This window comes from Desulfallas sp. Bu1-1 (assembly GCF_015594625.1).
Classification (GTDB): Bacteria; Bacillota; Desulfotomaculia; order Desulfotomaculales; family Desulfallaceae; genus JADNRQ01.
Genome location: NZ_JADNRQ010000007.1, coordinates 137,416 through 151,519 on the forward strand (window position 1 = coordinate 137,416; position 14,104 = coordinate 151,519).

Sequence of the window (14,104 nt, forward strand, 5' to 3'; positions counted from 1 at the left end):
TCCGGTGTGACCGTAAAGTAATAATGATTTGTAAAAAAATAATAATTTAATTTTTTTAAAATTTAAAATCAAAAAAGAGGGAAAGCAAAAAATTTGTTGAATATTAAAATTATTAAACCACCTGAATGAATACTCATTTATTTATGGAGGTGTCCGCATTGCCAGACCAAAACAGACCCTGGTTGAATCATTACTCCAAGGCCGTACCCGCCCATATCGATTACCCGGACCTGACCATGCCGCAACACCTGGAGAAAGTAGCGAAGGAATTTCCCGACCGAGACGCCGCTGTATTTGCCGGTGTAAGGCTCAATTTTCAAACCCTGCAGGCTATGGTCAACAAGTGTGCGAATGCGCTTGTCGATTTAGGGGTCAAAAAGGGCGACCGGGTAGCCATCATGGCCCCCAACTGCCCCCAGTACGTGCTCAGTTTTATGGCCACATTAAAACTCGGGGCGGTAGTGGTGCAGGTCAACCCGATGTATGTGGAAAGAGAACTGGAACATATTTTAAATGACTCCGGAGCTGAGATTATTATTGCTTACGACGCTTTTTACCCCTTAATAAGCAAAGTGCGCAGCGTGACACCGCTGAAAAAAGTAATTTTATTCATGCTTGGACAACCTTCCGGAACCGCCGATGAAAACGCGTTAAAAGCCGAGGAGTTGTTGATGCAATATCCGGCGGAATTCGACCAGGTTCCGGTAAACATGGATGATGACGTTGCGGTGTTTCAGTACACGGGGGGTACTACCGGCGTTTCCAAGGGGGCAATGTTGACCCACCGCAATATTACCGCCAACGCCCTCCAGGTCAGCAGCTGGTTTGAGAACCTGGAGTACGGCAAGGAAAAAGTGCTTTGCGCGTTGCCCTTTTTCCATTCCTATGCCATGACCACGTGCATGAATTTCAGCATTATCAACGCCGCCACCATGATTATCATGCCGCGTTTTGAAATTAAACAATGCCTGGAATTGATCAAGGAACACCAGCCCACATTTTTCCCGGGCGCACCCACCATGTACATCGCCATCAATAACTATCCCAACGTGCAGGAATATGGCATCAATTCAATCAAGGGGTGTATTAGTGGATCAGCACCCCTACCCCTGGAAGTAGCGGAAAAGTTTGAACAACTAACCGGCGGCAACCTGGTGGAAGGTTATGGTTTATCCGAAACATCCCCTGTAACACACTGCAATCCCATCATGGGCTTACGCAAAGCAGGGTCTATCGGCATCCCCTTGCCGGATACCGAATGCAAGATCGTCGACCTGGAAACCGGTGAGCGGGAGCTTCCACCTGGTGAAGTCGGCGAACTGTGTATTAAAGGTCCCCAGGTGATGAAGGGTTACTGGAACATGCCGGAAGAAACTGCGAAAACACTACGCAACGGCTGGGTTAACACCGGTGACATTGCCAAAATGGACGAAGACGGGTATTTCTATATCGTCGACCGGAAAAAAGACATGATTATTGCCGGGGGTTTCAATATTTACCCGCGGGAAATCGAGGAAGTGCTGTTTGAACACCCCAAAGTCTTGGAGGCCGTGGTTGCCGGCGTTCCCGACCCCTATCGCGGTGAAACAGTGAAGGCATTTGTCGTATTAAAGCAAGGGGAACAGGCAACTGAAGAGGAAATCATCCAATATTGCAGGGATAATCTGGCCAAGTACAAAGTGCCCAGGCTGGTGGAATTCCGTACCGAACTGCCGAAAACAATTGTCGGCAAGGTTTTAAGACGCACGCTGCGGGAGGAAGAAATCAAAAAACAACAAGCCAAAGGTGAATAAGTGTTGTTTATAGATTTACTACCGGTTATTTAGTCAACTAAACGGCAACCCCATCCATGGAGGATGGGGTTGTTTCACATTACATATTTATTGGCATTTATGATCGTTCGCCCGATTTTCATGCCGGGTTTGAGTTTAGATATCGAAATCTTACGCATTAATTAGGGCCATCCTTTATCTAAAATAACCTTTATCCAGAAATATTTGTTTATTTTTCGATGGATTTGCCAATTTTCCTCTTAAAAATCAACAAATTTTAATAATTACCAATAGAAGTTTGTATTTTTAAACATTGAAAAAATTTGTGAAACAGTTTACAATTAGTTTAACATTTAGTTAACAATAATTTAACATTAGTTTAATTTATAATTTTATAAGGGAGGTGATAATGCGTGGATTTATGGGAGTCCGTAACTCTGGGACTGATGGGAGGAATGGGTCTTTTACTATACGGTATGTACATAATGAGCGAAGGACTGCAGAAAATCGCGGGGCACAGGCTGCGCAACATTTTAAGCACACTGACCCATAACCGGTTTACCGCGCTCGTGGTGGGTGCTCTGGTCACCATACTGTTTCAGAGTAGTACCGCCACCACGGTGATACTGGTCGGCTTAACCAGCGCATCCATTTTAACGCTTAAACAAACGCTGGGGGTAATCCTTGGCGCCGATATCGGAACCACGATTACCGCCCAATTGATTGCCTTGAAGGCTACAGAAATTTCCCTGCCCATTGTCGGTATTGGTGCCACAATCATATTTTTCAGCAAACGGGACAAGTACAAGCGGGTGGGGCAGGTGCTTCTCGGTTTCGGTCTATTGTTTCTCGGCTTGAAAATCATGTCCGATACCATGCACCCGCTGCGTGACGCGCCCTTTTTCCGGGAAATGTTGATGAGCGCAAGCAGCTACCCGCTACTGGCCATTGCCGCCGCGGCCATATTTACCTTTCTGGTACACAGCAGCGCCGCTTCAGTTGGCATTATCATGGTACTGGCTATGCAGGGTATGATTTCATTGCATTCGGCAATCTACCTGTTATTCGGAGCCAATATCGGTACGTCGTTTACAGCGGTGATTTCCAGTCTCGGCTCTTCCAGGGAAGCCCAGCGCGTGGCAACCGCCCACCTGCTTTTTAAACTGGCCGGGGTGCTGATCCTGTTTCCCTTTGTCACGCCATTCGCGCACTTGCTGACGAAGCTGACCGCAACCCCCGGTTACCAGGTGGCCAACGCCCATACCCTGTTTAATGTGGGCATCGCCATATTATTCTTACCATTTACCAAATATTTTGCCAGGTTCCTGGAAATAATCGTCCCGGAACGGCGCGAGGAGAAACAGGAAGAATTGAAGCCCAAGTACCTGGATAACAAGCTGATTACCACACCTTCCATAGCGCTCGGCCTCGTGTCCAAGGAAGTGAATCACGCGTCGGACCAGGTTTATGAAATGACCTGTTCCGTTATTACCATTTTTGAAAAAAGCAGCATTGAACTGCTGGACCAGTTGAATAAAAAGGAAGACTATCTTGACGTGCTTTACAAGTCCATAACCCAGTACCTCACCGACGTCATGCGCCAGCCCCTGTCACGCCAGGAATTTTACCGGTGCATGAGCTACATGCACATAGTAAACGACCTGGAACACATCGGTGATATTATAGAAAAAGATATCACTTATATCGCCAGCTGCAAAATCGCCCGCGGGTGCAAATTTTCCGACGCCGGTTGGGAGGAAATCAACGAAATGCACCAGCGGTTATGCGATATGATGCGCATGGCCAACCTGGCCCTGTTTTCCAACGACAGGGAACTGGCGGAAAAGACGGCCAAACTGTACCCGGAACTGGCCAGAATGGAGCGGCAGCTCAGGGCTCAGCATTTCAACCGTTTGAAAGACGGCACCACCTTATCCATTTCAACCAGTTCATTACATCTCGATTTAATCAACTCGTTCCTGCGCATCAGCGAACATATTAAAAACATTTGCTATGAAATTGTCGTCATGGGTGAAAACAACGAAGCTTATTCCAGCCACCACTCGGACGATTTTGTCCACAGCTGCGACGATCTTACCATGACGCTAAACTAATCACCTGCCGGGCCGTGTTTTGGAAAACACGGCTTTTTTTATGCCCACCCCAAAGCTTAAAAATTTCGACCCCAAACGTATCATAATGGGTTTAATGGTCGGACGAGTTTATAAACCATTCAGCTTTAAAATAATGCTGCTTAGCTGAATTTTCTTAAAATTTTTACAAATAGGCTTTATTATATATTACAGACGGTATTTATTTAACCAAATGTTTGAGCGGCGAGGCCGTGATTATTAATCAAGGGAGGTGTTAACACTGCCCGGGTGACAAGTTTGTTAACATAAATATATATAATCTTTTAATTTATAATTTATTGTTTGTTATAACGTCTCCGCCACAAAAAAATAATCCGTAACAGGGCCCATTGGTTTGACGGGTTGGGAAAGGATTTATATATTTATTTATCTCTGACAGCTAAATAAGAATTGTAAGTAATTTTAATCCAAAGGAGGTTTATATTATGTCCGAACAGGAGAAAAGCGGAACCCATTACGCGGTCCACTGGCAAGAGGAGGATTATTACTACCCGCCTGCTGAATTTGTAGGCCAGGCCAATATGACCGATCCTAAAGTCTTTGAACGGTTCAGCCTGGATAATTTCCCGGAGTGCTTCAAAGAAATGGCCGATTTACTTGACTGGGACCAGTACTGGCACACCACACTGGATACAAGTGACGCCCCCTGCTGGAAGTGGTTTGTCGGCGGCAAACTCAACGCCAGCTATAACTGCGTCGACAGGCACCTGGCCAAGTTTAAAAATAAGACCGCCATACACTTTGTTCCGGAACCTGAAAACGAGCCTATTATGCACATGACTTACCAGGAGTTGTACAGAAGGGTAAATGAAACAGCCGCCGTGTTAAGGGACTTTTGCGGGTTGAAAGCGGGCGACCGGGTCACTCTGCACCTGCCGATGACCCCGGAACTGCCCATTACCATGCTGGCCTGCGCCCGCCTCGGGGTAATTCACTCCCAGGTGTTTGCCGGCTTCAGCGGCCAGGCTTGCGGCGAGAGGATCTGGGACTCCGAGAGCCGCGTGCTCATCACCATGGACGGCTATTACCGGAACGGGAAGCTGCTTGATCACAAGTCCATCGGGGATACGGCCGTGGACGTGGCCGCCAAATTGGGCCAGCAAGTTGACAAGGTGCTGGTTTGGCAGCGCTACCCCGGCAAGTACTCATCCTCGGCGTCCATGATCGAAGGCCGGGATTATTTCATGAATGATCTGCTTAAAACATATGCCAGAACATATGTCAAACCCGTATCCATGCCGGCCGAGGGAATCCTGTTCCTCATGTATACCAGCGGCTCGACGGGGAGGCCCAAGGGAGTGCAGCACAGCATTGGCGGTTACCTGTCCTATGTGGCTTACATGTCGAAGGTAATCCAGGACATCCATCCCGAAGACGTTTACTGGTGCATGGCCGACATCGGGTGGATTACCGGGCATTCCTTTATTGTATACGGTCCTCTGGCCATTGCCGCCAGCACGGTAATTTATGAAGGAGTGCCCACCTACCCTGATGCCGGGCGCGTCTGGAGGATTGCAGAAGAACTGGATGTTAATATTTTTCATACATCACCCACGGCAATTCGCCAGCTGAGAAAAGCCGGTCCGGATGAACCCGCCAAGTACAACTACAAGTTCAAGCACATGACCACCGTGGGCGAGCCCATCGAGCCCGAGGTGTGGAAATGGTATTACAATGTAGTCGGCAAAGGCAAGGCCGCCATTGTGGATACGTGGTGGCAAACCGAAACCGGCGGGTTCCTTTGCAGTACCGTACCGGCCCTGGCACCCATGAAACCCGGCAGCGCCGGCCCGGGCGTGCCCGGTATCCACCCGGTGATCTTCGATGATGAGGGGAACGAAATACCGGCAGGCTCCGGTAAAGCGGGCAACATCTGCATCAGGAACCCGTGGCCCGGTTTGATGCAGACCATTTGGAAAGACCGGGACCGCTATGTATCAACTTATTTCGGCAAGTACAATAAGAATCCGGAAAGCAAAGACTGGCGGGATTGGCCCTATATGGCCGGCGACGCGGCCGTGATGGCGGCTGACGGTTACGTTCGGATTCTGGGCCGGGTGGACGACGTAATTAACGTGGCCGGCCACCGCCTGGGCACCAAGGAGATTGAATCGGCCGCCCTGACCGTGGAGGAAGTGGCAGAGGCAGCCGTCATCGCCGCAAAGGATGAAATCAAGGGCACCGTCCCCGACCTGTACGTTTCCCTAAAGCCCGGCTACGAACCGAGCCAGGAGTTAGTGGCGAAAATATCGGGAGCTGTTGCCACAGTCGTAGGTAAAATCGCCAGGCCGAACAAGGTTTACATCGTCCCCGACATGCCCAAGACCCGTTCCGGTAAGATTATGCGCCGCATCCTGGCTTCAATCTCCAATAGAACCGACGTAGGCGATGTAACATCGCTCTCCAACCCCGAGGTTGTCGAGCATATTCGCAAGCAGGTCCAAGGATAAGTCTAGAAAGGGCTGATCCGCAAGATTACCATAACACGGGGCAAGCATTGAACAATGCTTGCCCCTTATACTTTCCAGGATTATCCGGTAAAATAATTATGTTACTGCAGGAATAGCTACTATACTGTCGAATAGTAATATGGTAAACTAATTTTTGGAATATTTAATTATTTTTAAATGGGAGAGGACTTATGTCCAGAAATAATGCCCTGGTACGCCAGTGCTTGGTAATGTGGATCGCGCTTAACACGGCAAGCCTGGGATTGATCTACTTGTGGCAGCCCCCGCTCTGGGAAGGGGTGGCCATAATGACGGCCGCCGGTCTTGTTTCCACGTTAATTTCCATTTTAATTTTAACAGGCCGCAATAAATTAAATGCCGGCATCGCGGAAGAGCCGCTGGACCCGACCTTGCAGATCGCCAACCAAACGCTGCCCTTTTTACGCCGTGGCCTCAACGAAGAAACGGCGGTTGTTACGGCCGAAATAATCCGTAAAATCGCCGACATAGCAGCGGTGGCCATTACGGACCGGGAGCGGGTTCTGGCTTATATAGGCGCCGGCTCCGACCACCACAAAGCGGGAGGGCCGATCATGACTATCGCCACCAAAGAAGTGGTGCGAACGGGGGAATTGAAAATTGTGCGCGACGGTTACGGCCTGGATTGCCCGGTTCCGAACTGCCCGCTTCAATCCGCCGTCATCGTGCCGCTTAAGTGCAAAGGCGAAGTTATGGGAACCCTTAAACTTTATCAAACGAAGCAGGGGGGAATAACCAATTCTATAGTAAAACTGGCGGTGGGCGTAGCACAACTGCTGGGCATGCAGATGGAACTGGCCGAAGTGGACCGCCAGGCCCAGCTGGTGACCAAGGCGGAATTGGATGCCCTCCATGCACAGATCAACCCTCATTTTTTATTCAATACGCTGAACACAATCATTATGTTCAGCCGTACCAACCCCGAAACCGCCAGGCGCCTGTTAATCAGGCTGGCGTCATTTTTCCGCCACGCTTTGAAACGGCACGGTCATTTCAATACCTTAAAAGAGGAAATTGAGTATTTAAATACTTATTTAATCCTGGAGCGAGCAAGGTTCAGGGAAAAACTCCGTGTGGTAAGGGAAATAGATCAAGAACTGCTGGAATACAAGGTTCCCGTATTAACCATCCAACCCCTGGTGGAAAATGCCATCAAACATGGAATACTACCCAAACCCGGCCAGGGAACGGTGCATATTTCGGTCAGCAAGCACGAGAATGAAATGTTGATTGTAATCAGAGATGACGGCGTGGGAATCGACCCCCAAATTCAGGACAAGGTTTTGACCCCCGGGTTCGGTTCCGGAAACGGTGTCGGTTTGAGCAACGTGCATGAAAGACTTAAGGGCCTGTTCGGTGAGGAATACGGCTTGCGGATCGTAAGTGTGCCTGATGAAGGTACGTCCGTATACGTCAGGATACCCTTGGCCTGTCATACCTTAGGAAAGGAGGGGGTTTTAAGTGAAGCTTAAAGCGCTAATTGTTGACGATGAATATCCTGCCCGCCAGGAATTACGTTATTTACTGAATAACTTCGATAATATTGAAATTGTCGGCGAAGCTGCCAACGCCCAAGAAGCGCTGGCCTTAATCAAGGCACTCGATTACCAGATTCTTTTCCTGGACGTTTCCATGCCGGGTATGACGGGATTGGAACTGGGAGCGGCAATTCAGGAACTGCCCAAACAGCCCCACGTCATTTTCGTTACCGCTTACGAGGATTACGCGGTTCAAGCATTTGAAGTCAATGCTGTGGATTACCTGCTCAAACCGGTTGAACCCAGCCGCTTGAAAAAAGCCATTGACAAGGTCATTAAAGCATACCAGGAAACCGCGGGCGGTCCGGACAGGGAAATACAGGATACGTCCCAAGGAAAGCCGGAAACACCGCAGATTAAAATCGACCGGGTCCCGGCTGAAAAACAGGGGAAAACCGTTCTTGTTGCAGAATCCGACATTTTTTACGCCTTCACCGAGCAGGACTATATCTATATCAAGACGTACAACGACAAATTGTTTACCAGGTTCACTTTAAAAGAGCTTGAGGCCAGGCTAAACCCGCAAATCTTTTTCCGCACCCATCGCTGCTACCTGGTCAACTTGCATAAAGTCAGGGAAATTGTTCCTTTCTTTAACGGAACATATAACCTGGTAGTGGAAGACAAGGAAAACAGCGAAGTGCCTGTGAGCCGTGCCCAGGCTAAAAAGCTCAGAAAAATTCTTGGATTTTAAACACCTTCCCAGCTGGAAGGTGATTTTTTTTTGTAACGTATAGATCGAGGATTTTTAGTTAATAATCTTATGTAAAAATAATTTATCATTTGGTGATGAAATGCAAGTTGTATGGGAAATGTTGAGCGACAAAAAAATTTGGTCCATGCTGGGCAACGTAGAGAGAGAAATTGACCAAGATGTCACCAGGCTGATGTTGATTGAACTTTTCAGCCGTGTCAAAGTGTTGGAAGAAGAAAATTTATCTTTGAGATTGTTATTAATGGAAGAAGGTATTGTAGATCAGGACCTGTTCAACAACCTGCGCGTGGCAGTAAGGGATTTTTTGCGACAAAAAGACGAGCAGAATGCCCAGGAAAGTGAATTCTTTGCAAAGTCGGGAATTTCATTTCCGGAATGGGTGAATTTCAAGCTGTCCGGGAAGTTTAACAGTACATTTGAAAGTGGGTAATCTGGTTAATTCATTATCTTCATACCTGAAAGGCAGGTTTTTTCTTTTAGATGTGGAATTAAGATGCACAATGGAAATTTGGCTTGGATGAGTGTGACTACACATGGCCCGCTTGATCGGTTTGGGAACGGATATAATCGAAATTGAACGAGTCAGGAAGGCGGCCGAAAACAGTGGGGGTCGCTTCACCAGGCGCATCTTCACGCCCGGTGAAATTGGCCTATGTACCGGGCGGCGCAATCCCTGGCCATGTTTCGCCGCCAGATTCGCTGCCAAGGAGGCGGTATTTAAGGCCTTGGGCACTGGAGTAACGGCCTGGCATGAGGTGGAAATACTCGGTGGGGGAAATCAACCGGTTCAAGCGACTCTGACCGGGACGGCAAAGCGCATAGCGCGGGAAAAGGGCATTGACGAGGTATTGCTTTCCATCTCGCATGACCGCGGAAGAGCGGTAGCCTTTGCCACGGCAATAGGTAAGGAGGTGAATTGATTGCGGCTGGTAACTGCCCGGGAAATGGGTGAAATGGACCAAAAAACAATTAACGAATACGGCATCCCGGGCCTGGTTTTAATGGAAAACGCGGGTATAAGGGTAGTCGATGTGATTACCGGTATCCTCGGTGATCCCTGCGGCAAAACCGTGGCTGTTTTTGCCGGCAAGGGCAACAACGGCGGCGATGGTTTTGTAGTAGCCCGTCATTTATTTAATTCGGGTGCGGAAGTACATGTTTTTCTAGCCGCCGATCATGAGCAAATTAAGGGAGACGCCCTCGTTAATTTAAATATTTGGAGAAAAATGGGGCAAAAGGTATATTCTTTAACCAGGGACAACGATATCAATCTGGTTCGACTGGTGCTGATGAACGCGGACCTGGTGGTTGACGCGCTTTATGGAACGGGTTTCAAGGGCGCGGTACAAGAGCGCATGGCGCCGGTTATAGAGGCCATTAACGCTTGCGGTAAACCGGTAGTGGCGGTGGATATACCTTCGGGCCTGGAAGCCGATACCGGGCGCGTGAACGGTCCGTGTATACGCGCGGATCACACGGTGACGTTTGCTCTGGCCAAACTGGGGCTGGTATTGCCGTCCGCCTCCGAATATGTGGGTCAATTGCATATTGTAGATATTTCTATACCCGCCGCCGTTACCTCCGAGGGTGAATCAAGGCGTTTTTATATTACTAAGCAGTTAGTGCGTGACTGGTTGCCCCGGCGTACCGGCCCCGAGCACAAAGGTGATTTCGGTCGTGTGCTGGTTATCGGCGGATCCCGCGGCATGTCCGGGGCGGCCGTGCTTGCCGCCCAGGCGGCGGCCCGTACCGGAGCGGGGCTGGTAACCCTGGGAGTACCCGAGAGTATTCATGATATCGCGGAGACCAAGCTCACAGAGGTAATGACCTTCCCGCTGCCGGAAACCGAAAAAGGCACATTAAGCCGGTCATCCCTGGATAAAATACTGGACCACGCGCGCAGGGCGGACGTGCTGGCCCTGGGGCCGGGACTGGGCACTAATAATGAAACAGCTGCCGTGGTAAAGGAAATTTTATTGCGAATAGAGATACCCTGTGTGCTTGATGCCGATGGATTGAATGCCATGGTAGGGAAAACGGAGCTGTTTCGCGTTGTCAAGTCCGACCTGGTGGTTACGCCCCACCCTGGCGAAATGGCTCGATTAACCGGATGCAGCACGGGTCAAATACAAAACAACCGGTTGAACATTGCCACCCAAAAGGCCGTGGACTGGCACAGCGTGGTAGTGTTGAAAGGAGAAGGCACAACAGTGGCCGGGCCCGACGGTACATTGTTCATCAATGGCACCGGCAATCCGGGCATGGCCAGCGGGGGCACGGGAGACGTGCTCACCGGCGTTATCGCCGGGCTTATCGCCCAGGGCATGCAGGCTTTGTACGCGGCTGCGGCGGGAGTATTCCTGCACGGCGAGGCGGGAGACATTGCAGCCAGGGAAAAGGGCATGGCTGGCTTGCTGGCCTCCGACCTATTGGAAAATCTTCCTGCTGTAATTAAGCATATTGAGGAAACCTAGACATCAAGCGCTGTACGGAGGGGTACCAATGAAATATCCAGCTCCGGTATGGTCGGAAATCAACTTGAACGCAATCGCCCATAATACCAGGGAGCTAAAAAAGATTACCAACCCGAACGCCGAGGTCATGGCGATCGTCAAGGCAAACGCGTACGGTCATGGAGCCGAACAGGTGGCCCGGGTGGCCCTGCAAAACGGGGCCACCCGCCTCGGGGTGGCGCGGGTGAACGAGGGGAAGGCCCTGCGAGAGGCGGGGATTGACGCCCCGGTACTTGTTTTGGGCTATACCGTACCGGAGGAATTTGAAGTACTACTGGAAAACAACCTAATTCAAACGATCTATAGTTACGAGGCCGCCGAACAGCTTTCCGCAACCGCCGCCCGGGCCGGGAAAAAGGCCGTTGTGCACATCAAGGTAGATACGGGCATGGGCCGCCTTGGTTTTATTCCCGGCCGCGCGGCGGTGGAAGAGGTTGTCCGCATTTGTAGATTGCCCAGTCTTGATATTGAAGGCATTTATACACATTTCGCGGCGGCAGATTGTCAAAACAAGGATTATACCTGGCAGCAATGGCACAAGTTTACCCAATTCATATCAGCTCTCGGCAAAGAAGGGGTTGAATTTCCATGCCGGCACGCGGCCAACAGCGCCGGTATCATCGATTTGCCCGAAACCCACCTAAACATGGTCAGGGCGGGCATTGCCCTGTACGGAATTTACCCGTCCGGTGAAGTGCGCAAAGACCGCGCCACCCTGGTTCCCGCCATGGCGGTGAAGGCCAGGGTGGCGCATGTTAAGAGGGTTCCCGTCGGTACCGGCATCAGTTACGGGGTTACTTATGTCACAACCAAAGACACCGTAGTAGCCACAATTCCAGCGGGTTACGCCGATGGTTACAGCCGTTTGCTTTCCTCACGGGGCGAGGTGCTGATCCGCGGCACCAGGGCCCCCGTAATTGGCCGGGTATGCATGGATCAGTTCATGGTGGACGTTGGGCATATCCCTGGCATTGCAACCGGCGAAGAAGTCGTTTTGCTGGGCGACCAGGGTTCCGACCGGATCAGTGCGGATGAAATCGCCCGAAAAATTGGTACTATCGCATACGAAGTGCTCTGCATGATCAGCGCCCGGGTACCCCGTTATTACCTGGAAGGTAAAAATTAATCACTGGTCGTGTATCGGATATTATCACGGACGGAATAGCGATTTACGCTGCTTCCCGGCATACCTTATTATCACCATGAATTTTATCAAATGATAAGGCCTTTTGGGGACAACTATTGACGCAAGAAGAGCATCTCAAACAATCACTGTAACTGGACGTGCCATCAATTGCAAACTCATTGGGCTTCAGCTGCATGGGGCACGCTCTGGCGCAAATGCCGCACGAAACACAACTGCTGCTTGTATATAGCGGTTGTTTCCCGCGCGCGATCCAATGCGCCACTGTTCCCATGGGGCAAATGCGGCACCAGGTGCGCGGGTGAATCCACCAGCCCAGTAGTATGCCAATCACCGTTGTCACCGTCAGCACCCTGACCAGAGCAAGACCCATAGCCCGGAGGTTCCCCCATGCCAGGTAAAATTGAATCCCGATTACGGTAAAGATTATTACGACCATAAACACCCGTACGACTTCGTTCTTGAAAAAAGCCGGAATGGTTATTTTACGGCTGGTGCGACCCAGCGCCAGGTCCAAAAACGCGCCCCTGGGGCACATCCAGTCGCACCAGTTGCGCCCGCGGAAAAACGACATGCCCACGGCGCCCAGCATACATCCAAACAGTAAAAATCCAAGCAGCGGGTAAAACCACCCGCCAATAGCCACCAGCGGCAGGCCTACCCAGGTAAACGCTTGTAGATTTGTTCTAAGGCTGGAAGTCTGGCTTGCTTTCATGGTATAACCTCCTTATAGGATATTTATATATTAAATTATACAGATATTTGGATATCGGTCAATATGGGGGAATAATTTTTTCTTTGAAAAAGATTTATCTGCACCCAATTGATAAAGGAATAAATTAAAAAATGAAGAATAATTATTTCAAGCACAGATTTAACAACGAGTGTGGAGAGGAGGGGTATTTTGGCAAGTCCACGTATAAAAAATAATTATCAAGAAGCGGCTTTAATATTTGTCAGGATACTTGCTTTTGCATCCGTAGTGCTTATTGTTGGTCTTTCGGCCTGGGTCACCGCGGTTGTGGCCGGCCTTTCCTGGGGTTTGGCCGGAGCTATCGGTGGTGCGATCGCCGGCGTAGCGGGTTTCTTTATGCTGGTTTGCGGGTCACTGTACGAGGTAAAAATTTTTACCTGTCCAGCCTGCAATCACACCGACCGGACATTAAAGCATATCGGCTACTATAATTGCTTTAACTGTGGCGCAAAGTACTATATTTACGAAAACGAGGTCAAAAACCTCGGCACAGGCATTGCGCCTAGTAACTTTTGATTAAAATAACCGCGGTAGGTGTTCAAAAAGCCGCGGTATTTTTGTACCTATAACCCGGCATAATCATAATAATAACAAATAGCCGCTAACAAAAATTTCATTGACAGTATTTTTTTTAAAATGATATAATTTTTTTATGCTATACATATAACTTGGCCATATTGGAGCGGAGCGGAGAATTGAATCTTTAAAGATTTTAGGTCGAGGAGAGCTGAGATGAGCCGGATCGCCATTGATACGGTGCTCATTTGAGCGCCGTTTTCTTTTTTCTCCTCGCTTGCGAAGGAGGTATGTAGCAGGTGCGCGCAAGAATATAGTATCTGTTTACTTCTAAATATAGTTTGGAGTACGAAAAGGAGGTATGTAGCAGCTGCTAACAAGCAAACAAATATTGACAAAACATAACAAAATAACTACCATAAATTCATGGAACTTTTAACCATCAGTAAAGCGGCAAAAAAGTTGGGCGTCCACCCCAATAGCCTGCGCAACTGGGAAAAGCGCGGCTTA

Annotated in this window: 12 protein-coding genes; 11 read left to right on the forward strand and 1 reads right to left on the reverse strand. The window is 49.4% G+C overall.

Features of this window, described 5'->3' with window-relative positions:
* The first annotated feature begins 158 nt into the window (after positions 1-158).
* From IT084_RS09230 to alr, 9 genes are all read left to right on the forward strand, one after another.
* Positions 159-1,793, forward strand: coding sequence for a long-chain fatty acid--CoA ligase (locus tag IT084_RS09230; RefSeq protein WP_243276871.1), 1,635 nt, complete (start codon positions 159-161; stop codon positions 1,791-1,793).
* A 392-nt stretch (positions 1,794-2,185) separates the two neighbouring features.
* A complete protein-coding gene (locus IT084_RS09235; RefSeq protein ID WP_195712561.1) occupies positions 2,186-3,886 on the forward strand; it encodes a Na/Pi cotransporter family protein in 1,701 nt (566 codons plus the stop codon).
* Positions 3,887-4,350: 464 nt separating this feature from the next.
* Positions 4,351-6,375 carry an acetate--CoA ligase gene (gene acs, locus IT084_RS09240; protein WP_195712562.1) on the forward strand — a complete coding sequence of 675 codons (2,025 nt, stop codon included), beginning with the start codon at positions 4,351-4,353 and terminating at the stop codon, positions 6,373-6,375.
* Between the two features lie 191 nt (positions 6,376-6,566).
* A complete protein-coding gene (locus IT084_RS09245) occupies positions 6,567-7,886 on the forward strand; it encodes a histidine kinase (protein WP_195712563.1) in 1,320 nt (439 codons plus the stop codon).
* Positions 7,876-8,646 (forward strand): LytTR family DNA-binding domain-containing protein, encoded by a 771-nt coding sequence (locus IT084_RS09250; RefSeq protein WP_195712564.1) that lies wholly within the window; start codon positions 7,876-7,878, stop codon positions 8,644-8,646. The genes IT084_RS09245 and IT084_RS09250 overlap by 11 nt, the downstream gene beginning before the upstream one ends.
* Positions 8,647-8,746: 100 nt before the next feature.
* Positions 8,747-9,097, forward strand: a complete 351-nt coding sequence (locus IT084_RS09255; protein WP_195712565.1) for a hypothetical protein — start codon at positions 8,747-8,749, stop codon at positions 9,095-9,097.
* A gap of 103 nt (positions 9,098-9,200) precedes the next feature.
* Positions 9,201-9,587, forward strand: a complete 387-nt coding sequence (gene acpS / locus IT084_RS09260; protein WP_195712566.1) for a holo-ACP synthase — start codon at positions 9,201-9,203, stop codon at positions 9,585-9,587.
* A complete protein-coding gene (locus tag IT084_RS09265; protein WP_195712567.1) occupies positions 9,588-11,141 on the forward strand; it encodes an NAD(P)H-hydrate dehydratase in 1,554 nt (517 codons plus the stop codon).
* A 28-nt stretch (positions 11,142-11,169) separates the two neighbouring features.
* Positions 11,170-12,306 (forward strand): alanine racemase, encoded by a 1,137-nt coding sequence (alr, locus tag IT084_RS09270; protein ID WP_195712568.1) that lies wholly within the window; start codon positions 11,170-11,172, stop codon positions 12,304-12,306.
* A gap of 43 nt (positions 12,307-12,349) precedes the next feature.
* On the opposite strand, the gene IT084_RS09275 is transcribed toward alr, so the two are convergent.
* Positions 12,350-13,039 carry a 4Fe-4S binding protein gene (locus tag IT084_RS09275; RefSeq protein WP_195712569.1) on the reverse strand — a complete coding sequence of 230 codons (690 nt, stop codon included), beginning with the start codon at positions 13,037-13,039 and terminating at the stop codon, positions 12,350-12,352.
* 189 nt (positions 13,040-13,228) lie between these two features.
* Here IT084_RS09275 and IT084_RS09280 point away from each other — a divergent pair, with 189 nt between their 5' ends.
* Positions 13,229-13,594 carry a hypothetical protein gene (locus IT084_RS09280; RefSeq protein WP_195712570.1) on the forward strand — a complete coding sequence of 122 codons (366 nt, stop codon included), beginning with the start codon at positions 13,229-13,231 and terminating at the stop codon, positions 13,592-13,594.
* 426 nt (positions 13,595-14,020) lie between these two features.
* The coding region (locus IT084_RS09285; protein WP_195712588.1) for a MerR family DNA-binding transcriptional regulator at positions 14,021-14,104 on the forward strand (84 nt) is incomplete at its 3' end.